Origin of the sequence: Methylobacterium organophilum, assembly GCF_022533465.1 — a bacterium.
Taxonomy (GTDB): domain Bacteria; phylum Pseudomonadota; class Alphaproteobacteria; order Rhizobiales; family Beijerinckiaceae; genus Methylobacterium; species Methylobacterium organophilum.
Map to the genome: position 1 here is coordinate 2,808,482 of NZ_CP092848.1, position 23,823 is coordinate 2,832,304.

Genomic DNA, 23,823 nt, shown 5'->3' on the forward strand with positions numbered 1-23,823 from the left:
GTCACAGCCCCCCACGGCGCACGCTGAAGGAGCTTGTGAGGACGGCGGGCGCGACCAGGGCGATTCCCGGCACCGAAGCGAGGCCGAGGCTGCGCGCGTCGAAGGTCAGCGTAACCCGATAGAGTTGCGGGTCGGCGGGATCGTCGGCGATGGCGGTGTCGATGCTGCCGGGGCGGATCAGCGAGCCGGAGGCGAGGCCGGCCTTCACGCTCTGGAGGGCGAGGGCCGTGCGCTCGGCGTCGTTGATGCCGGCAATCGAGGCGCGGGCCGCTTCCGCCGCAAGCTGACGCAGGTTGTGGGCCGCGCCGAGATAGATGGCGCAGGTGAAGATGTTCATCACAATCAACAGGAGCACGGGCAGGATCAGCGCGAATTCGATCGCGGAGGCGCCCCTGCTGCAGGACAGGCAGTCGATCCTTCGGATGTTCGCGAAAATCCTGCGCGATCTCTGAAGAGCGGTCGTCATCGTGGTCGCCGCGGGTGAAGGAACGGAGGCCTTCATTTGACGGCGCGGCGGGATCGAACCGGTTAACTCGGTTCGAGTGTTCACAATCTGTAATTGTAATCAGTTTTCCGCTTTTGGAAGCTGGGCGCGCGGGTCAAGGCCCGATTCCGCCATGCTGCACCGCAGCGGCGATTTGCGTCGCAAAACTGATATGCTCAGTCTCAGCATATCTGGACAACGACCGGAGCCACGCCTACTTTAGTCGGCACAATGCTCAAAGTGAGCATAAAGGCAGGTGCCGATGGCTCTTTCCTCTCTCGCCCGCCCGGTGGACCGCGCCGAGGGCTTCCCGCTCGCCGACATCTACGATCGCGTCAGCCGGCACGTTCCGGCTATCGAGTGGCCCGCCCTCGCGCCGGACGTGGAGGCGATCCTGCGGCTGAAGCGGGAGCGGAACGCCGTGATCCTGGCCCATAACTACCAGGCGCCGGAGATCTTCCACACGGTTTCGGACATCGTCGGCGACAGCCTAGCGCTCGCCCGCGAGGCGGTGAACGTGGACGCGGACGTGATCGTGCTCGCCGGCGTGCACTTCATGGCCGAGACCGCCAAGCTCCTGAACCCCGAGAAGACGGTGCTGATCCCCGACATGGGCGCCGGCTGCTCGCTCGCCGATTCGATCACGCCGGCGGATGTGCGGGCGCTGCGGGCGAAGTATCCCGGCGTGCCGGTGGTGACCTACGTCAACACCTCCGCCGCGGTGAAGGCCGAATCGGACCTGTGCTGCACCTCCGGCAATGCCGTCGACGTGGTGCGCTCCCTCGGCGTGCCGCGGGTACTGATGATCCCGGACGAATTCCTGGCCCGCAACGTCCAGCAGCTCGTGCCCGAGGTGGAGATCCTGACCTGGGCCGGCCATTGCGAGGTGCACGAGCGCTTCACCCCGGCCGACATCGCCGAGGTGCGCGACAGCTATCCCGGCATCACCGTGATCGCACATCCGGAATGCCCGCCGGAGGTGGTCGAGGCCTCGGACTTCTCCGGTTCGACGGCGATGATGATGAACTACGTCACCGCGAAGCGCCCCGCGCAGGTGGTGCTGGTGACGGAATGCTCGATGGCGGACAACATCGCCGTGGCGAACCCGGACATCGAATTCATCAAGCCCTGCAACCTGTGCCCGCATATGAAGCGGATGTCGCTCAGGAACATCCGCCGGGCGCTGGAGACGATGAGCCACGAGATCACCGTCGAGCCCGCGCTCGCGGACCGTGCCCGGCAGGCGGTGGAGCGCATGCTCGCCGTGAAGCCGACCCCCGTGGTCACCAAGGTCGCGAACGCCTGATGAGTGTCCTTCCGCGCAGCCCGGCCGACCGCGTGATCGTGGTCGGCGCGGGCGTGGCCGGCCTCAGCGTGGCCCTGCGCCTCGCCCCCCGCCCGGTCACCCTCGTCACCGCCGCGCCCCTCGGGCTCGGCACCGCCACGGGCTGGGCCCAGGGCGGCATCGCTGCCGCGATCGGCGCCGACGACGCGCCGGCCCTGCATGCCGACGACACGCTCGCCGCCGGGGCGGGCCTCAGCGAGCCGGATATCGCGCTGGCCGTGGCCGAGGCGGGGCCGCGCCTCGTCGAATGGCTGGTCGGCCTGCGCACCGGCTTCGACCGGGAGGCGGACGGCGCCCTGGCCCTGGGGCTGGAGGCTGCTCATAGCCGCCGCCGCATCGTGCGGGCGAAGGGCGATTCCACCGGCCGCATGGTGCTCGAAGCCCTGGCCGCCGCGGCGCGCGCCTGCCCCTCCATCGAGGTGCTGGAAGCCGAGGCCCGCGCCCTGATGCAGGACGGCGAGGGTCGGGTCCGCGGCCTCGTCTGCGCCCGTGACGGTGCCACCTTCCGGCTGCCCGCCGCGGCGGTGGTGCTCGCCACCGGCGGCGTCGGCGCGCTCTACGCCTCGACCACCAATCCCCGCGGCGCCCTCGGGCGCGGCCTGCTCATCGCGGCGCGGGCCGGTGCGGTGCTGCGGGACCTCGAATTCGTGCAGTTCCACCCGACCGCCATCGCGGCCGGGGCGGATCCCATGCCGCTCGCCACCGAGGCCCTGCGCGGCGAGGGCGCCGCCCTGATCGACCAGCACGGCGAGCGGGTGATGGCGGGCATCGCCGGCGGCGATCTCGCGCCCCGCGATGTGGTCGCCCGGGCGATCTTCCAGGCCCAGGCCCGGGGCGCCCAGGTCTTCCTCGACGCGACCGGCGATCTCGGCCGGCGCATGCCGGGGCGCTTCCCCACCGTGGCGGGGCTCTGCGCCGAGGCCGGCATCGACCCGGCGACGCAGCCGATCCCGGTGCGGCCGGCGGCGCATTACCACATGGGCGGCGTGAAGGTGGATGCGGCCGGGCGCACCAGCGTGCCGGGCCTCTGGGCCTGCGGCGAGGTCTCCTCCACGGGCCTGCACGGCGCCAACCGGCTCGCCAGCAACTCCCTCCTCGAAGCCCTGGCCTTCGGCCGCTGGATCGCCGAGTCGATCGAGGGCAGCGCGCTCGCCCTCGGCGCTCCGCCGATGCGGCCCGCCTCGGCTTCGGCCGCGGCCCCCGTCTCGGCCCTGGCGGAGGTCCGCGCCCTCATGGAGCGCCATGTCGGCGTGGTGCGCGAGGCGGAGGGCCTCGAAGGGGCGGTCGCCCGGCTCTCGGAGCTCGCCGCTTCCGGCTGCGAGGCCGCCCTCACCGGCCTGATGATCGCCGCCTGCGCCCGTGAGCGCCGCGAGAGCCGCGGCGCCCATTGGCGGGCCGACCATCCCGAACAGGCGCCGCCGCGCCACTCGGAGACGACCCTGTCCGCGATCCTCGCCGGCACCGGCGCGGAGCAAACGATCCGCGAGCGCGCCGATGCCTGACGAACCCTTGAGCCCGCTGCCGCGCCTGCTGGTCGAGCCTCTGGTGCGGGCCGCGCTGCTGGAGGATCTCGGCCGGGCCGGCGACGTGACCACCGACGCCATCGTGCCCGCCTCCGCCCGGCTCGACGGCGTCATCGCCGCCCGCCAGAACGGCGTCATCGCCGGCACGGATGCGGCCCTGATCGCCTTCGCGCTGATCGATCCCGCGGTCTCGGTCGAGGTGGAGCGGGGCGAGGGCGCCCGCATCGCCTCCGGCGACGTGGTGCTGCGCCTGTCCGGTCCCGCCCGGGCCATCCTTACCGCCGAGCGCGTCGCCCTGAACCTGCTCTGCCGGCTCTCCGGGGTCGCCACCGCCACCGCCTCCCTGGTCGAGGCAGCCCGGCCCCACGGCCATGCCCGGATCGTGTGCACCCGCAAGACCACGCCGGGCCTGCGCGCCCTGGAGAAGCATGCGGTGCGGGCGGGGGGCGGCTCGAACCACCGCTTCGGCCTCGACGACGCCGTGCTCATCAAGGACAACCACATCGCCGTGGCCGGCGGCATCGTACCGGCGATCGAGCGGGCGCGCCGCAACGCGGGCCACCTCGTGAAGATCGAGGTGGAGGTCGACACCCTCTCTCAGCTCGAACAGGCCCTCTCCGTGGGCGCCGATGCCGTGCTCCTCGACAATATGAGCCCGGAGACCCTGCGCGAGGCGGTCCGGATGATCGACGGCCGCGCCATCGCCGAGGCTTCGGGGCGCATCAACCTGGAGACGGTCGGCCCGGTCGCCGCCTCGGGCGTGGACCTGATCTCGGTCGGCTGGATCACCCACAGCGCGCCGATCATCGATCTCGGCCTCGACGCCGCCTGACGCGTCGCGCGGGAAGGCGCGCAGGCTCCGGCCTTGGAGACGGGTAAAACAAACGTTCCCGTGAGGGCTGCGCAGAAGGCTGGAATCCTTCAAGTTACGGCGGCGCTGCCACAGTGTTGCCACACGGTCACGAAGTCGGGCGAACCTGCTTCGCAGCGCGGAATAAGCTTGGCTTTACGGCGGCGGAGTTTACCTCTTGGCGAGAACTGCCACGGCATCGTGCGCTGGTTTTCCACCCAGTATCCACAGCCCGCCCGCCTCAGAGGCTTCGATGCGCCGTCTTGTCATCGCCCTTTCCGGGATCGCCTGCGCCGCGGCGCTGGCGGCTCCCGCCCATGCCTACGAGATCGATCCGCTCACCCGGCAGCCTCTCACCGAGGTGCTGACGGTTCGCGTGCGTCCGCAGGCCACCGAGCCCACGGCGAATGCGGCGCTGCCGGCCGATCCGCTGCAGCAGACCGCGCCGGCCGCCGCGGCCGTGCCGCAGGCGACGGCGATCGCCCGCGAGACCATCCCCTATAGCGGTCCCTACGGCGCGGGCACGATCGTGGTCTCCACCGCCGAGCGTCGCCTCTACCTCGTCAACGGCGACGGCACCGCCGTGCGCTACGGCGTCGGCGTCGGTCGTCCGGGCTTCACCTGGGGCGGCACGCAGACCATCACCATGAAGCGCGAGTGGCCGGATTGGCGCCCGCCGGCGGAGATGCTGCGCCGCCGCCCGGACCTGCCCCGCTACATGAAGGGCGGCATCGAGAACCCGCTCGGCGCCCGCGCCATGTATCTCGGCGGCACCATGTACCGCATCCACGGCTCCAACGAGCCGGAGACGATCGGCACCGCCGTCTCCTCGGGCTGCATCCGCATGACCAACGAGGACGTGAGCGACCTCTACACCCGCGTGAAGGTCGGCACCCGGGTGATCGTGCAGCGCTGACGCTGCCGAGCGCCGCGACATGAGCAGGGCCGGTGCAGCGCACCGGCCCTTTGTCGTTGGAGCCTGCTTCTCAGTGGCAGCCGCAGCTTCCGCTGCCGCACCCGCCGCCGCCGTGAGAATGGCCGCCCTTCACCGGGGCGCTCGCGGCGCGATCCCGATCGAGGCCCAGGGCTTCGAGCTCGCGCAGGTAATCCGCCCAGCGATTCCGGTACTCGCGGCCGAGATCGTACAGATACTCCCAGCCATAGATGCCGGTGTCGTGCATGTCGTCGAAGGCGAGTTTCACGGCGTAGTTGCCGATGGGCTCGACCGCGAGAATCGCCACGTCGCGCTTGCCCCCGATCACCCGGCGCTCGGCGGGGGAATGGCCCTGCACCTCCGCCGAGGGGCTCGACACGCGCAGATACTCCGCCGGCAGATCGAAGCGGCCCCCGTCCTCGAAGGCGACGCGCAGGATGCGCTTGTCCCCTAGCAGGCGGATCTCGGTCGGCCAGCGCTCGCTCATCGTCACACCTTAGAATCGGGGGGCTTGTGCATCGCGTGGGTACAACCCTGCGGGGAGCGATGATCGGATCCCCGCGCCCTGCGCTTGCCCTGAAATACCAGAGTCCTCATATGGGGGGTGATGTTGGATCTGTCAGCCGACAAACCCCTTCCTTCGGTATCCGCAGAGCGTGACGAGCAGCCCATGTGGGGTCCCCGCAACGACGGTCCCGCTGCACCGGCCACGCGCCCGGCGCCGCTGATCGACCCGTTCCAGCGCGCCATCACCTATCTGCGCATCTCGGTGACGGACCGCTGCGATTTCCGCTGCGCCTATTGCATGGCCGAGGACATGCAGTTCCTGCCCAAGCGGGACCTGCTGACGCTGGAAGAGCTCGACCGGCTCTGCGGCGTCTTCATCGACCGCGGCGTGCGCAAGCTGCGCATCACCGGCGGCGAGCCGCTGGTGCGGCGGGACATCATGCATCTGTTCCGGCGCCTCTCGCGGCACCTGACGAGCGGGGCCCTCGACGAGCTGACCCTCACCACCAACGGCTCGCAGCTCGCCCGCTTCGCCCCCGAGCTCGCCGAACTCGGCGTGCGGCGGGTCAACGTGTCGCTGGACACCCTCGACGCGGACAAGTTCCGGGCGATCACCCGGCGCGGCGACCTATCCACGGTGCTCGCCGGCATCGAGGCGGCGCGCCGGGCCGGCATCAAGGTGAAGATCAATGCCGTGGCCCTGAAGGGCGTCAACGAGCACGAGATCGCGGACATGATCGCCTGGGCGCACGGCCTCGACATGGACATGACCCTGATCGAGGTGATGCCGCTCGGCGAGATCGAGGGCGACCGCACGGACCAGTTCCTGCCGCTCTCCGTGGCCCGCGAGCGCCTCGCGAGCCGCTACACCCTGACGCCGCTGCCCGACCGCACCGGCGGCCCCGCCCGCTACGTGCGCGTGGAGGAGACCGGCGGCCGGCTCGGCTTCATCACGCCGCTGACCCACAATTTCTGCGAGAGCTGCAACCGGGTGCGCCTGACCTGCACCGGCAAGCTCTACATGTGCCTCGGCCAGGAGGACGCCGCCGACCTGCGCGCGGCCCTGCGCGCCTCCCCCGACGACGCTCTCGTGACCCAGGCGGTGATCGATGCGATCGCCCGCAAGCCCAAGGGGCACGACTTCGTCATCGAGCGGGCCCGCCCCGCCGCCGTGCCCCGCCACATGAGCGTCACCGGCGGCTGAGAGCCGGGGCGGTCGGGCCTAATCGCTCGCCAGGCGGCGGGCGACGCGCTGATGCTGCCGGGCGATGTCGCGCACATAGGCGATCGCGCCGAGCTGCATCCGGAGCAGCGCCTCGGGATCCTCCTCCGCGTCCCGCCGGACGCAAACGTAGAACTCGAACGAGCCCGGCTCCGTGGCGGAGAACTGGCTCACGACGAACGGGAAGAGTCCGAGCCGGCTCGCGCCCTCGATCAGATCGAGGAACGAGAACGGCGTGAACACCCAGCAATGGCAGGTGACGTAGCGGCCCTCCGCCGAAAAGGTCTCCCGGGCATGTTTGTGCGCCAGCGCTAGGGCATGGCCGCCGCTCAAGGGCGGCAGCGCGGCCGGATCGGTGTCCTCCCGCCAGACGCGGGTCGGATCGAGGGCGACCGTGCCGTAGGTGTGGTCGAAGATCTGCCTGGGGCTCGGCCGGTCGAGATCGAGCAGCAGCGCCTCGACGCCCTCGCCGAGGGTGCTCGGATGCCGCTTCAGATCGAACATGAAGCGCCGGTCCGGCAGCGAGAGATTGAGGACCCCGCCCGGCCGCAGGACCTCGTAGATGCCGCGGAACCAGCCGAGCAGGTTGGGAACGTATTGCGCGACCTGCGCGGCGATGGCGAAATCGTAGCCGCTGCGGCCGACGACGGCCTGGAGCGAGCCGCTGCCCGTCCAGGCGTAATCCACGGCCACCGCCCCCGGCCGGTCGCTGCACGCGTCCTTGGCGTAGTCCACGTACTCGACGGTGATGCCGTCGGGCAGGGCGACCGGATTCTCCGCCGCTCCGAATTCCAGGCCCGTGGCCACCGGAAGGACGACGTCGTGGGTCAGGCGAGCGAGACGCCGGTCCTTCGCGCGCTGCGCCAGGAACTCGTCGAGCGACAGGGAACGGCTCATGGATCTCCCCCGGCCTCCCGCCGGGAGGCCATGTTTCCTCACGCGCGAACGCTTTCGCGCCTCACGGGGATATGCGGCGGATCGAGGATCCGCGCGGCATGGGGGAGCGGGAGCGATGAGCCTTCGGCTTTCGCCTCATAGCGTCCGCAGGATCGGACGGCCAGAGCCGGGAAGGCGCTCTGGAGCGGGTGATGGGAATCGAACCCACGTATTCAGCTTGGAAGGCTGCTGCTCTACCATTGAGCTACACCCGCGCGAGGGGCCGGATATCACGGGCCAGGCGGTTTGAGAAGGCGATGTGCGCGTCTCATTCCGCCGCCTGGAGTGACGACGGTGCGAGGGCCGCCAGCGCCGCCGGCTTCGGGCCCCCGGTCGCCCAGTCGAGCAACTCGACGGTGTGCAGGATCGGGATGGCGGTGCCCTTCCCGATCTGCGTGGCGCAGCCGATATTGCCCGTCGCGATCACGTCGGGGCGCATCCGCTCGATATTGGCGACCTTGCGGGCCCGCAGGCGCCCGGCGATCTCCGGCTGGAGGATGTTGTAGGTCCCGGCCGAGCCGCAGCAGATATGGCCCTCCGGCACGTCCTTCACGGTGAAGCCCGCCGCCTTGAGCAGCGCCTTCGGCTCGGTGCGGATGCCCTGGCCGTGCTGCATCGAGCAGGCGGAATGGTAGGCGACGGTGAGATCCGCCTCGACCACGGCGGGCATCAGGCCGAGAGTGGCGACATATTCCGTCACGTCCTTGGCCAGGGTCGAGACCCGCCGGGCCTTCTCGGCATAGGCCGGATCGTCCCGGAACATGAAGCCGTAATCCTTGATGGTCGTGCCGCAGCCCGAGGCGGTGACGAGGATGGCGTCGAGCCCGTTGGCATCGGCCTCCGCGATCCAGGCGTCGATCGTGCGCTTGGCATGGGCGTGGGCGGACTCCTCCTTGCCCATGTGGTGGGTGAGGGCGCCGCAGCAGCCCTCGCCCTTGGGCTGCACCACCTCGACCCCGTGGCGGGTGAGGAGCCGGATCGCCGCCTCGTTGAAGTCCGGCCGCAGCACGCTCTGGGCACAGCCCCGCAGCAGCGCCACGCGGCCGCGCCGGTTCCCGGCGGTTGCAGCCGGAAAGACGCCCGGCCGGTCGGTCGGGTTGCGGCCCGGCAGGGCGGCGGGGGCGAGGTCGAGCATGGCCGAGAGCCGGTTGCCGACCCGCGGGAGCTTGGCGAGGAGTGGCCGGAAGGGAGCGCCGATCCGGGCACCGCGCAGCGCCAGCCGGAAGCGGTTCGGATAGGGCAGGACGAAGGCCAGCACGCTGCGCATCAGCCGGTCGCTGAGGGGGCGCCGATAGGTCTTCTCGATATGCGTGCGGGCATGGTCGACGAGATGCATGTAATGCACCCCCGAGGGGCAGGTCGTCATGCAGGACAGGCAGGAGAGACAGCGGTCGACATGCTTCACCACCTCGGCGCTCGCCGCCTTGCCGCCCTCGAGCATGTCCTTGATCAGGTAGATGCGGCCGCGGGGGGAATCGAGCTCGTCGCCGAGCAGCAGGTAGGTGGGGCAGGTCGCGGTGCAGAAGCCGCAATGCACGCAGGTCCGCAGGATCTTTTCCGAAGCCGCCATGGCCGGATCGGCGAGCTGGGCGGGATTGAAATTGGTTTGCACGCTTGTCTCGTCGCGTTTCTGGGGCGTGGCGTCGCCGGTACCGCCTCTTTTAGACCGGTTTCAAGGAAATGCAGCGCGCCCGCGGGCTGCGACATCGTCTCCCCCCGCCATCTCCGGTGCACCGCGCCCGCCGCGCCGATATGGGCCCAGGATTTGGGCACCCATCTGGCGGATATCTGCGCGTCCGAGTTGAAATTTGTGCAGAATTTCTCGTACTTCTGTTGAAATCGGACGAGTTCCGAAATCTTTTTTCAACAGAGCCGATGCATAGAATGGGCGCTTCTTGAAGAGAGACGAAGAGTTTGCCGCTCGTGCGTGCCGTTTCCACGGAGGCCTCGGGTCGTCAGGGGGCCCGCGGGGCGGAGATCATGAGCAGGATCAGGTGGCTCAGGACCGGCAAGGCACGGGTAGCCAAGCCTGCCCCGCCGCGGACGATCACCCGGGATCTGACCTCCGTCCTCGCCCTGCTCAACGGGGTCTCCCGCAACTGCGCCCAGGCGCCGAGCCTCGCGGAGGCGACCCGGGCATCCCTGGAGGCGGTCGCGCGCTTCACGGGTTGGCCGATCGCCCACGCCTATCGGCGGCAGCCCAACGGCGACGAGCGGATGACCTCGATGGGTGTCTGGTTCCTGGCGGCGGGCCAGGGCAGCCAGGCGGCGGAATCTTTCGTCGCGGCCTCGGAACGAGCCGTCTTCGCCCCCGGCGAGGGCATGATCGGCCGTGTGGCCGCCGACGGCAAACCCGTCTCCTGCGAGGATGTGACCGTGCTGCCGGGTTTCCTCCGCGCCGCGACGGCCAAGGCCAACGGGGTGCGAGGCTGCTTCGCCTTCCCCGTCATCGTCGAGGGCCGAGTCGAGATCGTCCTCGAATTCTTCTCCCACGAGCCCGCCCGACTCGATGACGAGCTTCTGGAACTGATGGCCTATGTCGCGGAGCGGCTGGCCATCACCCTGGTGGAGCATGATCAGCGGGCGCGGTCCGAGGGGCTGATGCAGGCCCTGGGGAGCATCGCTGCCCGGCTCGCCGAGACGACGGCGAGCGTCGAGATCGGATCCCGGACGGTGCTGAGCGTGGCGCAGAACGTCGATGCGCGCCGTGCCGATGTCGACCGGGCCAGCACCGAGGCCTCGCAGGAGATCGAGGGCACCACGGCGCTCATGCAGCAGCTCGTCACGCTGTCCCACGAGGCGCGGGGCCACGCGGAGAGGATCGACGCCATCTCGAGCACGACGGTGGCCGCGCTCGCCGAAGCCGTGACGACCTTCACGGATCTGCAGGGAAAAATCCGGGATGTCGGCCATATCGGCGATCTGATCGGCGTGATCGCCGGCCAGACGAACCTGCTGGCGCTCAATGCGACCATCGAGGCCGCGCGAGCCGGCGAGGCCGGGCGGGGCTTCTCGGTCGTCGCCGCCGAGGTCAAGGACTTGTCCGCCCAGGTCACCCAGGCGACCGCCGAGATCGCCGATCAGGTCGGCCGCCTGGGGCGTGCCGCGGCGGAGGCGACGGCCTCCCTGAACCGCGTGAGAGGCGAGATCGAGACCGTTCAGGGGGCTTCCTCCGATATCGGCCGCATCAGCGGCGCCTACGAGGAGGTCTCGTCGGGCGTGGCGGAGCGCGTCTCCCGCGCCAGGAGGACGATCGCCGAGGCCGTGAGCCAGCTCGACGCCCTGCAGGCGACGACGACGGAAGCGGTGGCCTCGTCCCATTCCCTGGGAGACAGCTCGGCGTTGCTTCGCGCGCAGAGCGAGGAGCTGGAGACGGCGATGCGGGCGCTGTCCGCGCCGTCAGCCTAGCGCGGCGGGGCCTACGCAGAGGCCGGGGTCCAGCCCGCCGGTCTGCCGGCAGAGGGATCCTCAGATCCCGGCATACATCCGGCCCGGGTTGAAGATGCCCGCCGGATCGTGCGCGGCCTTGATGCCGGCGGTCAGGCGCATCAGCGGCTCGGGCTGCGGCTCGAACACCGGTACGGCGGCGCGAATTGCGTCCGGGGCGCGGATCAGCGTGGCGTGGCCGCCCTGCGCCTTCACGGCGGCCCGCACGATCTCGGCCCCGGCATCGCCCGCGGCATCGGTGGCGAGCCAGATCAGCCCGCCGCCCCAATCGTAGAACCAGCGGGCCGCCCGCCGCGCGGCGATGGCCGCCGTCACGGCTGGTCCCCGCGTCGGCGCGGTGGAGATGCGCCAGACCGCCGCGTCGCGCGGCTCGGCGAGCGGCGCCACGTCGCGGATGCCCTGCCAGAGGGCCGCGCCTGCCTCGCCTTCCAGCGTATCGGCCGTGCCGTAGCGCTTGAGTAAGCGGCGCAGCTCGCCGAGGCGGTAGTCGATCGAGGTCGAGAAGCCTTCCAAGCGCAGGCAGGTCCGGGCCTCCCCGGCGCCGATTCCGGCCGGGAGATGGGCGGCGCCGGTGAGCTCGAAGGGCGAACCCAGGGCGGTGGCCAGGGCCTCGACCGCGCGGGCGTCGTCGAGGCCGGAGAAGACCAGGGTGGCCACCCGCTCCTGTACGGGCAGCACCTTGAAGGTCACCTCGGTGAGAAGACCGAGGGTGCCCCAGGCGCCGGCCATGAGCTTCACGAGATCGAGGCCGGTGACGTTCTTCATCACCCGGCCGCCGGACTTGATCGCCTCCCCACGCCCGTTGACGAAGCGCACGCCGATCAGGCTGTCGCGGGCGGCGCCGGCATTGATGCGGCGGGGGCCGGAATTGTTGACGGCGGCCACCGCGCCGAAGCTCGGCACGCCCGTGCTCGCCAGCAGCACCCGATGATCCATGGGCTCGAAGGGCAGCATCTGGCCGCGTTCGGCGAGGAGGCTCTGGATCTCGGCGAGCGGCGTGCCCGCCCGGGCCGAGACGACCAGCTCCGCCGGCTCGTAGAGGGTCACGCCGGTCAGGCCGGCCGCCGACAGGGTCGCCTCGTCCTGGGCCGGCCGGCCGATGGCGGCCTTGGTACCGCCGCCGACGAGGCGGAGCCGCTCCGCCCGGCCCGCCGCCTCCGCCACCAGGGCAGCCGCCTCCTGTTCGCTCGCCGGCGCGTAGCTCGTCATCGTTTCCGCCCTGGATGCCGTTGCGGCATCATCCTTGTTCTCGATCACCGGACCGGCCCGGAGACCGGTCCGCGGTTCCCGCGATCGCAACCGCGAGTTCAGAGCGTTTCAAAACCATTTTGCTTTGGCGGCGCAAGCGTCGCCGGGGAGAGGCGGCGATAAAGTGTCGCCGGGGCCGGGAGGCACCCGGCGACGGCCCTCAATTGCCGGCCATCACCAGCGCCCAGAAGCGCTTGTAGCGGGTGCCGGGCGCATCCACCCGGGCGATGCCGACCCGGCGCAGCTGTGGGATCAGCATGTTGCGGTTGTGCTCCGGCGAAGCCTTCCAGCGGGCGAAGACTTGGTCGAAGGTCTCCGAACCCGCGCTCAGATTCTCCGCGGCGTAGCTGCGGCCGAGGCCGATGCCGGCCATGCGGCTCTCGAAGCGATCGTGGCTGAGGCGCCCCGCCCGGGCATTGGCACCGGCCTGGAACGAGGCGGCCCGGATCAAGCTGGAATCGATCACCACGGGACCGAGCCCGTACTGCGCCCGGTAGCGGGAGATCGCCGCTGCGGCCGCGCCCTCGTCGAGGATAACGGGGCTCACCGGCAGGTCGGCTTCGAGCACCGAGGAGCCCATGCCGCAGCCGGAGAGGACAGCCGCCAGGAGCAGCGTCGCCGCCGCGAGCAGGGCGGGACGGACGGAAGAGGGGCGCGACATGGGCCGGAGGCTGAGCCAGAGGTGAGATCCGACTCCCGCATTCCGGGCGCTTGAGGCGAAAGCGAGGCGATGACGGGCACCCTCGGCGGCCGCGCCCGTGCGAGAAGGTGCCCTGTGGCCCCCCGGTCACGCCGCCTTCGGGTCAGATGCGCGTCCCGTCCTCCTTCGGTGGGGCGCCGCAGCGCCAGCGGGTGATGCGATAGCGCGGGTGCTCTCCGACCCAGCGGGCGAGTTGGGGTTGGGCCACGTGCAGGCAGGCGCGCGCATCGGGGACGTCGAGGGGGAGGCGCCGCGACTCGCAGGTATCCGGCGCATTCGCGGCACAGGCCGTGAAATAGAGAAAGAAGAAGCCCGCCATCCCGCCTCCATCCTTCTCCCGTTCCCGATCGCGCGGCATCGCAGGAATCGGGCCGGCGGCGCAGGAGCGCTGCCGGCCCGGCCGTGTCAGGGTCTCTCTCGGTGCTACCGCCCGCCGAGGGAGGGGCCGCCCGCGGCGCCCCCGGTGCCGGGCGGACCGCTGGTCGGGGTGCCACCGATATTGGTGCCCGGCGTCGAGCCGATTGCCGGCGCGCCGGCCGGCGCGGCTCCGGGGTCGACCGAGCCCGTGGTCGATCCGGCGGAATTCAGGGGTTGCGGTCCCGCGCCGCCGGCACGGCTGGGATTGCTGAGGTTGCTGCCCGTGGGGCCGCCGGTGGTGCTGGTCTGGGCAATGGCGCCGCCCGAGACGAGCAGCGCGAGGCTGGTCAGGCCGGCGAGAATCGGAATTCGCATGCGACAGGGTCCATCTGGAGACGATGGAGGTCCAACACCGCGCGCGCCGGGGAGGTTCACAGAGCCGAAGGCGCGATCTGACGCGCCGCAACAAGCGTGGCCGTATGGTGCTGGGGAATGCGTGGTATGCGTGGCGCGGGCGACGGGGCTCGAACCCGCGACCTCCGGCGTGACAGGCCGGCACTCTAACCAACTGAGCTACGCCCGCGTGGCGTATGTCCCCTGCAATGTCCCGCCGGATGGTTCCGTATGGTACAGTAGCGTCGCGGCGAGTCGGGCTCGCGGCATCGACGATGGATTGTACAAGGAACGTGGCGCGGGCGACGGGGCTCGAACCCGCGACCTCCGGCGTGACAGGCCGGCACTCTAACCAACTGAGCTACGCCCGCGTGGCGTGACGCCTTCTGGGCGACGGCCGGCGGTGTATGAGCGCCGCCCCGACCTGTCAAGGCGTTTCCGAGTCGAGTCGCCGCACGGGCGACGGCGAGGCTTCATCCCGGCCCCCGGCCGCCCGAATTCGCCGATCCGGCGCCGCGCGGTCCGCGACGGCTCGGCAGTGACAAGAAGCCATTTGTGCGACGCGCAATGCCCTTGTTTCACCCGGACCGCTCGTCTAAGCCTCCCGCCAACGCAGCCTGGCATTGGATAAATTCCAACTCCACCGGACAACCGGGCCAGAGCACAGGGAGCCGAAGAGGTGTCGCGATGACAGGCCTGCTGGCGGATTACCTTCCCCTGATCGTCTTCATCGGCGTCTCGCTGTTCATCGCCGTTGCGCTCCTCGTCGCCCCCTTCCTGGTGGCCTACAACAGTCCCGATCCGGAGAAGTTGTCGGCCTACGAATGCGGCTTCAACGCGTTCGATGACGCGCGCATGAAATTCGACGTGCGATTCTACCTCGTCGCGATCCTGTTCATCATCTTCGACCTCGAAGTGGCCTTCCTGTTCCCCTGGGCCATCACCTTCGGGGAGCTCGGCTGGTTCGGTTTCTGGTCGATGATGGTCTTCCTCGGCGTGCTCACCGTCGGCTTCGTCTACGAGTGGCGAAAAGGCGCTCTCGAATGGGACTGACGGTCGTGTTATCCGCCATAATTCATTATTCACCGAGGCTCGGATGGCTCTGAACACCGCGCTTTCCCGGACGCCCGAGGTCGCCCCCAAGCCGAAGGGCATCCTCGATCCCGCCACCGGTCTTCCGGTCGGGGCGAACGATCCGACCTTCCTGTCGATCAACAGCGAGCTCGCCGACCGCGGCTTCCTGCTGACGACGACGGACGATCTCATCAACTGGGCCCGCACCGGCTCGCTGATGTGGATGACCTTCGGTCTCGCCTGCTGCGCCGTCGAGATGATGCAGATGTCGATGCCCCGCTACGATTGCGAGCGCTTCGGCTTCGCCCCCCGCGGCTCGCCCCGCCAGTCGGACGTGATGATCGTGGCCGGGACGCTGACCAACAAGATGGCCCCGGCCCTCCGCAAGGTCTACGACCAGATGCCGGAGCCGCGCTACGTCATCTCCATGGGCTCCTGCGCCAATGGCGGCGGCTACTACCACTACTCCTATTCGGTGGTGCGCGGCTGCGACCGGGTCGTCCCGGTGGACATCTACGTGCCCGGCTGCCCGCCGACCGCGGAGGCGCTGCTCTACGGCGTGCTCCTGCTCCAGCGGAAGATCCGCCGCACCGGCACGATCGAGCGGTGAGCGCATGACCGACGCCATCACCACCAACGGCATCACCCTGCGCTCCACCATCGCGGTGCCGCAGGGCGACGAAGCCCTCAAGGCGCTCGGCGAGCGCATCGCCGGCGCCCTCGGCCCGGCCGTGACCGAGTGGAAGGTCGCCTATGGCGAGCTGACCCTGGGCATCCAAGGCTCCGACATCGTCTACGCGCTCACCTATCTGCGCGACGACCCGGCCTGCGCCTTCCGCAGCTTCATCGACATCTGCGGGGTCGATTATCCCGAGCGCGAGCGGCGCTTCGACGTCGTCTATCACCTGCTCTCCCTGCGCCATAACCTGCGCATCCGGGTGAAGGTGCAGACGGACGAGAACACCCCGGTCCCCTCCGTGATCTCGGTCTTTCCCGCCGCCAACTGGTTCGAGCGCGAGACCTACGACCTCTACGGGATCCTGTTCTCGGGCCATCCGGATCTGCGCCGGATGCTCACCGATTACGGGTTCGAGGGGCACCCGCTCCGCAAGGACTTCCCGCTCACCGGCTTCGTCGAGGTTCGCTACGACCAGGACGCGGCGCGCGTCGTCTACGAGCCGGTGAAGCTCACCCAGGAATTCCGGAACTTCGACTTCCTCTCCCCGTGGGAAGGCACGGATTACGTGCTTCCGGGGGACGAGAAGAAGTCGAGCTGAAGGCTGCGGGCATGTCCGAACACAACATCCGCAACTTCTCGATCAATTTCGGGCCGCAGCACCCGGCGGCGCATGGCGTGCTCCGTCTCGTTCTGGAGCTCGACGGCGAGGTGGTGGAGCGGGTCGACCCGCATATCGGGCTGCTCCATCGCGGCACCGAGAAGCTGATCGAGCACAAGACCTATCTGCAGGCCACGCCGTATTTCGATCGGCTCGACTATGTCGCGCCGATGAACCAGGAGCATGCCTTCTGCCTCGCGGTCGAGCGGCTTGCCGGCATCCCGGTGCCGCGGCGGGCGCAGCTGATCCGCACGCTGTTCTGCGAGATCGGGCGGCTCCTGTCCCACCTCCTCAACGTGACGACGCAGGCGATGGATGTCGGCGCGCTCACGCCGCCCCTCTGGGGCTTCGAGGAGCGCGAGAAGCTGATGATCTTCTACGAGCGGGCCTCCGGCGCCCGCCTCCACGCCAATTACTTCCGCCCCGGCGGCGTCCACCAGGACCTGCCGCCCGCGCTGATCGACGACATCGAGGCCTTCTGCGACCCCTTCCTGAAGGTGGTGGACGACCTCGACGACCTCGTCATGGCCAACCGCATCTTCAAGCAGCGCAACGTCGATATCGGCATCGTCACGCAGGACGAGGCCCTCGCCTGGGGCTTCTCGGGCGTGATGGTGCGCGGCTCCGGCATCCCGTGGGACCTGCGCAAGGCGCAGCCCTACGAGGCCTACGAGGAGATGGAGTTCGACGTCCCCGTCGGAAAGAACGGCGACACCTACGATCGCCAGGTGATCCGGATGGAAGAGATGCGCCAGTCCGTGCGCATCATGAAGCAATGCGTGGCCAAGCTGCGCGAGCCCGCCGGCCAGGGGCCGATCGCCTCGACGGACGGAAAGTTCGCACCGCCGCCGCGCCGGGAGATGAAGCGCTCGATGGAAGCGCTCATCCACCACTTCAAGCTCTACACCGAGGGCTTCCACGTGCCCGCCGGCGATGTCTACGCCGCGGTCGAGGCCCCCAAGGGCGAGTTCGGCGTCTACCTGGTCTCGGACGGCACCAACAAACCCTATCGCTGCAAGATCCGCGCGCCCGGCTTCGCCCATCTACAGGCGATGGACTGGATGTGCCGCGGCCACCTGCTCGCCGACGTGTCCTGCGTGCTCGGCACGCTCGACATCGTGTTCGGCGAAGTGGACCGCTGAGGAGACGAGTCGGACGTCATGGCGAACCGCAGACTTGCACCTGCCGCCGAGCAGCCGACCAGCTTCGCGTTCACGCCCGAGAACGCCGAGTGGGCCCGCGGCCAGATCGAGAAATATCCCGAGGGGCGTCAGGCCTCGGCGGTGATCTCCCTCCTGTGGAAGGCGCAGGAGCAGAATGGCGGCTGGCTGCCGCAGAAGGCGATCGAGGCGGTCGCCGACCAGCTCGGCATGCCGCATATCCGCGTGCTGGAGGTGGCGACCTTCTACACGATGTTCGCCCTCGAGCCGGTCGGCCGGTTCTGGATCCAGCTCTGCGGCACCGTCCCCTGCGACGTTTGCGGCGCGAAGGGGCTGAAGAAGGCGCTGCACGAGCGGCTGGGCCCCCCCGGCCATGTCTCCGCCGACGGCAATTTCTCCTGGATCGAGGTCGAGTGCCTCGGCGCCTGCTGTAACGCGCCGATGGTGCAGATCAACCAAGACTACTACGAGGACCTGACGCCGGAGAGCCTGAACGCGCTCCTCGACGACCTCGCCGCGGGCCGCCCCGTCAAGATCGGCCCGCAGAACGGCCGCAAGGCGTCCGAGCCGATGGGCGCCGTCAACACGCTGACCGATCCGGGTCTGTTCGACGGCTCCCGGATCGGCGCCTGGCGCAAGCGCTTCGAGGAGGCCGACAAGGCCAAGGAGACCTCCGACGAGGCGGCCTCCACCGAGCAGCGCGCGGCCACCGAGGCCAAGCCCGCGCATCCCTCGGCCGGACGGCCGACCGAGCAGGGCAAGGTCGACGCCCCGGCTCAGCGCGCCGCCTCCGGCGAGACGCCGGTGAAGCCCTCGGACGAGGCGGATGCCGCCGAGCCCAAGACCTCGCAGGCCCATGCCGCTCCGGCGGGCGAAGCTCCGAAGGCGGAGATCGCCGAGGAGGAGCGCGCGGTCGCCGAGGACAAGGTGCTGCGCACCGAGCCGCCGGCCCAGCCCGTCGCCAGCGGCGCGGACAACGCCGTGCCCGAGTTCGAGAACCCGGAGGCCCGTGCCGACGCCGCCGGCACCCGCCCGCAGGGCCTCACCGCCGCCCGGGACGACCGGCCGGACGACCTGACCAAGATCAAGGGGATCGGCCCGGTGAACCAGCGCCGGCTCAACGATCTCGGCATCTGGCATTATGATCAGGTCGCCGCCTGGTCCCCGCAGGAGGTCGCCTGGGTCGGCGCCTATCTGGCGTTCCCGGGGCGGATCGACCGCGAGGATTGGGTCGGCCAGGCCCGCGGCCTCGCCGGCACCAGGGGTTGAGGAGGACGGCATGCTCTCCGATCAGGATCGCATCTTCACCAACCTCTACGGCCTGCATTCGCCGGATCTCGACGCCGCGAAGAAGCGCGGCGCCTGGGACGGCACCAAGTTCCTGCTCGACATGGGCCGGGACTGGATCATCGACGAGATGAAGGCTTCGGGCCTGCGCGGCCGCGGCGGCGCTGGCTTCCCCACGGGCCTGAAATGGTCCTTCATGCCCAAGAAGTCCGACGGGCGCCCGCATTACCTCGTCGTCAATGCCGACGAGTCGGAGCCGGGCACCTGCAAGGACCGGGAGATCATGCGGCACGACCCGCATCTCCTGATCGAGGGTTGCATGCTGGCCTGCTTCGCCATGGGCGCGCATGCCTGCTACATCTACATCCGCGGCGAGTACGTGGCGGAAAAATTCGCTCTGCAGCGGGCGGTGGACGAGGCCTATGCGGCCCGGCTCGTCGGCCAGTCCAACGTCCACGACTATCCCTTCGACATCTACGTCCATCACGGCGCCGGCGCCTATATCTGCGGCGAGGAGACGGCGCTCATCGAGAGCCTCGAGGGCAAGAAGGGGATGCCGCGGCTGAAGCCGCCGTTCCCGGCCAATATGGGCCTCTACGGCTGCCCCACGACGGTGAACAACGTCGAGTCGATCGCGGTGGCCGGCACCATCCTGCGCCGGGGCGGCGCCTGGTTCGCGGGCCTCGGCGGCAAGAACAACACCGGCACGAAGCTGTTCTGCGTGTCGGGCCACGTCAACAAGCCCTGCAACGTCGAGGAAGAGCTCGGCATCACCTTTCGCGAGCTGATCGACAAGCATTGCGGCGGCATGCGCGGCGGCTGGGACAACCTGCTCTGCTCGATCCCCGGCGGCTCCTCGGTGCCGCTGGTGCCGGCCGAGCAGATCATCGACGCCAAGATGGATTTCGACACCCTGCGCAATCTCGGCTCGGGCCTGGGCACCGCGGCGGTGATCGTCCTCGACAAGTCGACCGACATCGTCTCGGCGATCGCGCGCATCTCGTACTTCTACAAGCACGAGAGCTGCGGGCAGTGCACCCCCTGCCGCGAGGGCACCGGCTGGATGTGGCGCGTGCTCACCCGCATGGCCGAGGGCCGTGCCCAGAAGCGCGAGATCGACATGCTGCTCGAGGTCACCAAGCAGGTCGAGGGTCACACGATCTGCGCCCTCGGCGACGCCGCGGCCTGGCCGATCCAGGGCCTGATCCGGCATTTCCGCCCCGAGATCGAGAAGCGCATCGACCGCTACAGCGCCAACCCGCATTCCGATGCGGTGCCGATGGCGGCGGAGTGATCGCCGTGCCGCAGCTCACCTTCGAGATGACCCGATGACCAAGATCCTCGTCGACGGCACCGAGGTCGATGTCCCGGCCGACTACACCCTGCTCCAGGCCTGCGAGATCGCGGGTGCGGAGATCCCGCGCTTCTGCTTCCACGAGCGGCTGTCCATCGCCGGCAATTGCCGCATGTGCCTGGTGGAGCTGAAGGGCGCCCCGAAGCCCGTGGCCTCCTGCGCCTACGCGGTGAAGGATTGCCGCCCCGGCCCGAACGGCGAGCCGCCCGAGGTGCTGACCCGCTCCGGGCTCACCAAGAAGGCGCGCGAGGGGGTGATGGAGTTCCTGCTCATCAACCACCCGCTCGATTGCCCGATCTGCGACCAGGGCGGCCATTGCGACCTGCAGGACCAGGCGATGGCCTACGGCGTCGACTCGACCCGCTACAAGGAGAACAAGCGGGCGGTCGAGGAGAAGTATATCGGCCCGCTGGTGCGGACGGCGATGAACCGCTGCATCCACTGCACCCGCTGCGTGCGCTTCCTGGCGGAGGTGGCCGGCGTGCCGGATCTCGGCGCCATCGGCCGCGGCGAGGACATGGAGATCACCTCCTATCTCGAGCAGGCCATGGGCTCGGAGCTGCAGGGCAACGTGGCCGATCTCTGCCCCGTGGGCGCCCTCGTGCCCAAGCCCCAGAGCTACAACGTGCGCCCCTGGGAGCTGCACAAGACCGAGTCGATCGACGTGATGGACGCGGTCGGCTCCGCGATCCGGGTGGATGCCCGCGGCCGCGAGGTCATGCAGATCAACCCACGGCTGAACGAGGACATCAACGAGGAGTGGATCTCCGACAAGACGCGCCAGGTCGTGGACGGCCTGCGGCTTCAGCGCCTCGACCGGCCCTTCCTGCGTGAGAACGGCCGCCTGCGCCCCGCCTCCTGGGGCGAGGCCTTCGCGGCCATCGCCGCCAAGGTGAAGGGCACGGATCCGAGCCGCATCGGTGCGCTCGTCGGCGACCTCGCCGGCGTCGAGGAGATCTTCGCGCTCAAGCAGCTCATGACCGCGCTGGGCGTGACGAACCGCGACAGCCGCCAGGCCGGCGAGGCGATCGATCCGGCCTGGGGCCGGGCCGCCTACACCCTGCCCGTGACGATCCCCGGCATCGAGCAGGCGGACGCGATCCTGCTCGTCGGCACCAATCCCCGCCTCGAGGCCTCGCTCCTCAATGTCCGCATCCGCAAGCGCTGGCGGATGGCGCCCCTCGCGGTCGGGCTGATCGGCGAGGACGTGGACCTCACCTATCCCCACACCTATCTCGGCGCCGGCCCCGAGACCCTGGCCGACCTCGCCGCGGGCCAGCACAGCTTCCACGCGGTGCTGGAGAAGGCCGAGCGGCCCCTCGTCATCGTCGGCACCGGCGCGGTCGCCCGGCCCGACGGCGCCGCGGTGCTCGCGGCGGCGGCCGCCTATGCCAAGGCGATCGGCGCGGTCACCCCGGACTGGAACGGCTTCGGCGTGCTGCCGACCGCCGCGGCCCGCGCCGGCGCCCTCGATCTCGGCTTCGTGCCGGGGGAGGGGGGCCTCGACTTCGCCGGCATCTGCGCGGCGGGCGCCCTCGACGTGGTGTTCAACCTCGGCGCCGACGAGCGGGCGATCGAGCCCGGCGCCTTCGTGATCTACCAGGGCACCCACGGCGATCTCGGCGCCATGCGCGCCGACGTGATCCTGCCCGGCGCCACCTACACCGAGAAGAGCGCCACCTTCGTGAACCTGGAGGGCCGGGTGCAGATGACCGGGCGCGCCGGCTTCCCGCCGGGCGATGCCCGCGAGGACTGGGCGATCCTGCGGGCCCTGTCCGAGCGGCTCGGCCACACGCTGCCCTACGATTCCCTCGCCGCCCTGCGCCGGGCGCTCTACGCGGAATATCCGGTCTTCGCCGCGCTCAACGCGGTCCAGGGCGGCGACGTCGCCGCCACCGTCGAGACCCTGAGCGGCCTCGGCGGCAGCCCGGCCCGGGACGGGTTCGTCTCGCCGATCAGCGACTTCTACCTGTCGAACCCGATCGCCCGCGCCTCGCGGGTGCTCGCGGAATGCTCGAACCTCGCCCGCGGGCGGGCGCTCGAAGCGGCCGAGTGAGGAGCTAGACGCCCATGACGCCCCTCGAGATGATCGGCACCGTGCTGCTGGTGGCGCTCAAGAGCCTGGTTCTGCTCTCGGCGCTGCTGGTCTTCATCGCCTATGCCCTGCTCGCCGACCGCAAGATCTGGGCGGCAGTGCAGTTGCGCCGCGGCCCGAACGTGGTCGGCCCCTTCGGCCTGTTCCAGTCCTTCGCGGACCTGATCAAGTTCGTGATCAAGGAGCCGGTGATCCCGGCGGGCGCCAACAAGGCGATCTACCTGCTGGCCCCCCTCGTCTTCGCGACGCTGGCGCTCTCCTCCTGGGCGGTGATCCCGCTCGCGGAGAACTGGGCCATCGCCGACATCAATGTCGGCATCACCTACATCTTCGCGATCTCGTCGCTCGGCGTCTACGGCGTCATCATGGGCGGCTGGGCTTCGAACTCGAAATACGCCTTCCTCGGCGCCCTGCGCTCGGCCGCGCAGATGATCTCCTACGAGGTCTCCCTCGGCTTCGTGATCATCTGCGTGCTGCTCTGCGCCGGCTCGCTCAACCTGTCGCGCATCGTGATGGCGCAGGACACCTCGCTCGGCATCCTCGGCTGGTACTGGCTGTGGCTGTTCCCGATGTTCGTGGTGTTCTTCATCTCGGCGCTGGCCGAGACGAACCGGCCGCCCTTCGACCTGCCGGAGGCGGAATCCGAGCTCGTGGCCGGCTACATGGTCGAGTATTCCTCGACCCCGTACCTGCTGTTCATGCTCGGCGAGTACGTGGCGATCATGACCATGTGCGCGCTCGGCACGGTGCTGTTCCTGGGCGGCTGGCTCTCGCCGATCCCCTTCGCGCCCTTCACCTGGGTGCCCGGCGTGATCTGGTTCGCGCTCAAGGCGAGCTTCCTGTTCTTCATGATCGCCATGGTGAAAGCCATGGTGCCCCGCTACCGCTACGACCAGCTCATGCGGCTCGGCTGGAAGGTGTTCCTTCCCCTCTCGCTGATCTCGGTCGTCGTCGTCGCCTTCGTCCTCAAGCTCACCGGCCTCGCGCCGGGGGCCTGACCGCAACCGCATCGGAGATCGCGCCGTGAAGCTCGATCAGGTCGCACGCAGCCTTCTGCTCAAGGAGTTCGTGTCGGGGTTCGTCCTCGCCATGAAGTATTTCTTCAAGCCCAAGGCCACCATCAACTACCCGTTCGAGATGGGCCATCGCGGCCCCCGCTTCCGCGGGGAGCACGCCCTGCGGCGCTATCCCAACGGCGAGGAACGCTGCATCGCCTGCAAGCTCTGCGAGGCGATCTGCCCGGCCCAGGCCATCACCATCGAGGCGGGGCCGCGCCGCAACGACGGCACGCGGCGCACCACCCGCTACGACATCGACATGGTGAAGTGCATCTATTGCGGCATGTGCCAGGAGGCCTGCCCGGTGGACGCCATCGTCGAGGGGCCGAACTTCGAGTTCTCCGTCGAGACCCGGGAAGAGCTGCTCTACGACAAGCAGAAGCTGCTCGCGAACGGCGACCGCTGGGAGCGCGAGATCGCCCGCAACATCGCGATCGACGCGCCGTATCGCTGACGCTCTGGACCGGGCGGCGCGCCGGTTGTGCGCCGCAGGACCGGGTTTTATAGACGGG

Annotated in this window: 23 protein-coding genes and 3 tRNA genes; 15 read left to right on the plus strand and 11 right to left on the minus strand. The window is 69.7% G+C overall.

Annotated features, from left to right (window positions below; translation table 11 throughout):
- Nucleotide 1: 1 nt before the first annotated feature.
- Complete coding sequence (locus tag MMB17_RS13010) at nt 2–355, minus strand: pilus assembly protein (protein ID WP_241099044.1); 354 nt, start codon at nt 353–355, stop codon at nt 2–4.
- A gap of 391 nt (nt 356–746) precedes the next feature.
- Between MMB17_RS13010 and nadA the strand changes: the two genes are divergently transcribed.
- From nadA to MMB17_RS13030, 4 genes are all read left to right on the plus strand, one after another.
- Nucleotides 747–1,790 (plus strand): quinolinate synthase NadA, encoded by a 1,044-nt coding sequence (gene nadA / locus MMB17_RS13015; protein WP_238312223.1) that lies wholly within the window; start codon nt 747–749, stop codon nt 1,788–1,790.
- A complete protein-coding gene (locus MMB17_RS13020; RefSeq protein ID WP_241099045.1) occupies nt 1,790–3,331 on the plus strand; it encodes an L-aspartate oxidase in 1,542 nt (513 codons plus the stop codon). Before nadA ends, MMB17_RS13020 begins: the two co-directional genes overlap by 1 nt.
- Nucleotides 3,324–4,184 carry a carboxylating nicotinate-nucleotide diphosphorylase gene (gene nadC / locus MMB17_RS13025; RefSeq protein ID WP_241099046.1) on the plus strand — a complete coding sequence of 287 codons (861 nt, stop codon included), beginning with the start codon at nt 3,324–3,326 and terminating at the stop codon, nt 4,182–4,184. The genes MMB17_RS13020 and nadC overlap by 8 nt, the downstream gene beginning before the upstream one ends.
- Before the next feature lie 271 nt (nt 4,185–4,455).
- Nucleotides 4,456–5,118 (plus strand): L,D-transpeptidase, encoded by a 663-nt coding sequence (locus MMB17_RS13030; RefSeq protein ID WP_238312217.1) that lies wholly within the window; start codon nt 4,456–4,458, stop codon nt 5,116–5,118.
- Between the two features lie 70 nt (nt 5,119–5,188).
- On the opposite strand, the gene MMB17_RS13035 is transcribed toward MMB17_RS13030, so the two are convergent.
- Entirely contained in the window at nt 5,189–5,623 is a 435-nt protein-coding gene (locus tag MMB17_RS13035; protein ID WP_238312215.1) for a gamma-butyrobetaine hydroxylase family protein, read from the minus strand.
- 183 nt (nt 5,624–5,806) lie between these two features.
- Between MMB17_RS13035 and moaA the strand changes: the two genes are divergently transcribed.
- The gene (gene moaA, locus MMB17_RS13040; protein ID WP_241099047.1) at nt 5,807–6,847 is read left to right on the plus strand and encodes a GTP 3',8-cyclase MoaA; all 1,041 of its coding nucleotides are present in this window, start codon (nt 5,807–5,809) and stop codon (nt 6,845–6,847) included.
- An 18-nt stretch (nt 6,848–6,865) separates the two neighbouring features.
- Here the strand turns inward: moaA and MMB17_RS13045 are convergent, their stop codons facing one another.
- From MMB17_RS13045 to glcF, 3 genes are all read right to left on the minus strand, one after another.
- Nucleotides 6,866–7,762, minus strand: coding sequence for a class I SAM-dependent methyltransferase (locus MMB17_RS13045; protein ID WP_241099048.1), 897 nt, complete (start codon nt 7,760–7,762; stop codon nt 6,866–6,868).
- Nucleotides 7,763–7,942: 180 nt separating this feature from the next.
- Nucleotides 7,943–8,016 (minus strand) — tRNA-Gly (locus tag MMB17_RS13050).
- A gap of 53 nt (nt 8,017–8,069) precedes the next feature.
- Nucleotides 8,070–9,413, minus strand: coding sequence for a glycolate oxidase subunit GlcF (gene glcF, locus MMB17_RS13055; RefSeq protein WP_241099049.1), 1,344 nt, complete (start codon nt 9,411–9,413; stop codon nt 8,070–8,072).
- A gap of 368 nt (nt 9,414–9,781) precedes the next feature.
- Between glcF and MMB17_RS13060 the strand changes: the two genes are divergently transcribed.
- A complete protein-coding gene (locus tag MMB17_RS13060) occupies nt 9,782–11,209 on the plus strand; it encodes a methyl-accepting chemotaxis protein (RefSeq protein ID WP_241099050.1) in 1,428 nt (475 codons plus the stop codon).
- 60 nt (nt 11,210–11,269) lie between these two features.
- Here the strand turns inward: MMB17_RS13060 and MMB17_RS13065 are convergent, their stop codons facing one another.
- The 6 genes from MMB17_RS13065 to MMB17_RS13090 all read right to left on the minus strand — a co-directional run bounded on the left by MMB17_RS13065 (nt 11,270) and on the right by MMB17_RS13090 (nt 14,317).
- Nucleotides 11,270–12,457 (minus strand): FAD-binding protein, encoded by a 1,188-nt coding sequence (locus tag MMB17_RS13065; protein WP_241099051.1) that lies wholly within the window; start codon nt 12,455–12,457, stop codon nt 11,270–11,272.
- 199 nt (nt 12,458–12,656) lie between these two features.
- On the minus strand, nt 12,657–13,157 hold the full coding sequence (locus tag MMB17_RS13070) for a CAP domain-containing protein (protein ID WP_241099052.1): 501 nt from the start codon (nt 13,155–13,157) through the stop codon (nt 12,657–12,659).
- 142 nt (nt 13,158–13,299) lie between these two features.
- Nucleotides 13,300–13,515 (minus strand): hypothetical protein, encoded by a 216-nt coding sequence (locus tag MMB17_RS13075; protein ID WP_238312202.1) that lies wholly within the window; start codon nt 13,513–13,515, stop codon nt 13,300–13,302.
- A gap of 104 nt (nt 13,516–13,619) precedes the next feature.
- On the minus strand, nt 13,620–13,928 hold the full coding sequence (locus tag MMB17_RS13080) for a hypothetical protein (protein ID WP_241099053.1): 309 nt from the start codon (nt 13,926–13,928) through the stop codon (nt 13,620–13,622).
- A gap of 131 nt (nt 13,929–14,059) precedes the next feature.
- Nucleotides 14,060–14,136: transfer RNA gene (locus MMB17_RS13085), tRNA-Asp, on the minus strand.
- A 104-nt stretch (nt 14,137–14,240) separates the two neighbouring features.
- Nucleotides 14,241–14,317: transfer RNA gene (locus MMB17_RS13090), tRNA-Asp, on the minus strand.
- Between the two features lie 316 nt (nt 14,318–14,633).
- Here MMB17_RS13090 and MMB17_RS13095 point away from each other — a divergent pair.
- From MMB17_RS13095 to nuoI, 9 genes are read left to right on the plus strand one after another with little or no spacing between them, the layout of a single operon-like run.
- The gene (locus tag MMB17_RS13095) at nt 14,634–14,999 is read left to right on the plus strand and encodes an NADH-quinone oxidoreductase subunit A (RefSeq protein ID WP_238312199.1); all 366 of its coding nucleotides are present in this window, start codon (nt 14,634–14,636) and stop codon (nt 14,997–14,999) included.
- Nucleotides 15,000–15,042: 43 nt separating this feature from the next.
- Nucleotides 15,043–15,630, plus strand: coding sequence for a NuoB/complex I 20 kDa subunit family protein (locus MMB17_RS13100; protein ID WP_241099054.1), 588 nt, complete (start codon nt 15,043–15,045; stop codon nt 15,628–15,630).
- Between the two features lie 4 nt (nt 15,631–15,634).
- Nucleotides 15,635–16,297 carry an NADH-quinone oxidoreductase subunit C gene (locus MMB17_RS13105; protein WP_241099055.1) on the plus strand — a complete coding sequence of 221 codons (663 nt, stop codon included), beginning with the start codon at nt 15,635–15,637 and terminating at the stop codon, nt 16,295–16,297.
- A gap of 11 nt (nt 16,298–16,308) precedes the next feature.
- On the plus strand, nt 16,309–17,499 hold the full coding sequence (locus tag MMB17_RS13110; RefSeq protein WP_238312193.1) for an NADH-quinone oxidoreductase subunit D: 1,191 nt from the start codon (nt 16,309–16,311) through the stop codon (nt 17,497–17,499).
- Nucleotides 17,500–17,517: 18 nt separating this feature from the next.
- Nucleotides 17,518–18,786 carry an NADH-quinone oxidoreductase subunit NuoE gene (gene nuoE / locus MMB17_RS13115; protein ID WP_241099056.1) on the plus strand — a complete coding sequence of 423 codons (1,269 nt, stop codon included), beginning with the start codon at nt 17,518–17,520 and terminating at the stop codon, nt 18,784–18,786.
- A 10-nt stretch (nt 18,787–18,796) separates the two neighbouring features.
- Complete coding sequence (gene nuoF / locus MMB17_RS13120) at nt 18,797–20,098, plus strand: NADH-quinone oxidoreductase subunit NuoF (protein WP_238312190.1); 1,302 nt, start codon at nt 18,797–18,799, stop codon at nt 20,096–20,098.
- Nucleotides 20,099–20,132: 34 nt separating this feature from the next.
- Nucleotides 20,133–22,214, plus strand: a complete 2,082-nt coding sequence (gene nuoG, locus MMB17_RS13125) for an NADH-quinone oxidoreductase subunit NuoG (RefSeq protein WP_238312188.1) — start codon at nt 20,133–20,135, stop codon at nt 22,212–22,214.
- A gap of 14 nt (nt 22,215–22,228) precedes the next feature.
- Nucleotides 22,229–23,251, plus strand: coding sequence for an NADH-quinone oxidoreductase subunit NuoH (nuoH, locus tag MMB17_RS13130; RefSeq protein ID WP_238312187.1), 1,023 nt, complete (start codon nt 22,229–22,231; stop codon nt 23,249–23,251).
- A 25-nt stretch (nt 23,252–23,276) separates the two neighbouring features.
- Nucleotides 23,277–23,765 (plus strand): NADH-quinone oxidoreductase subunit NuoI, encoded by a 489-nt coding sequence (nuoI, locus tag MMB17_RS13135; protein WP_238312185.1) that lies wholly within the window; start codon nt 23,277–23,279, stop codon nt 23,763–23,765.
- The last annotated feature ends 58 nt before the right edge of the window (nt 23,766–23,823 follow it).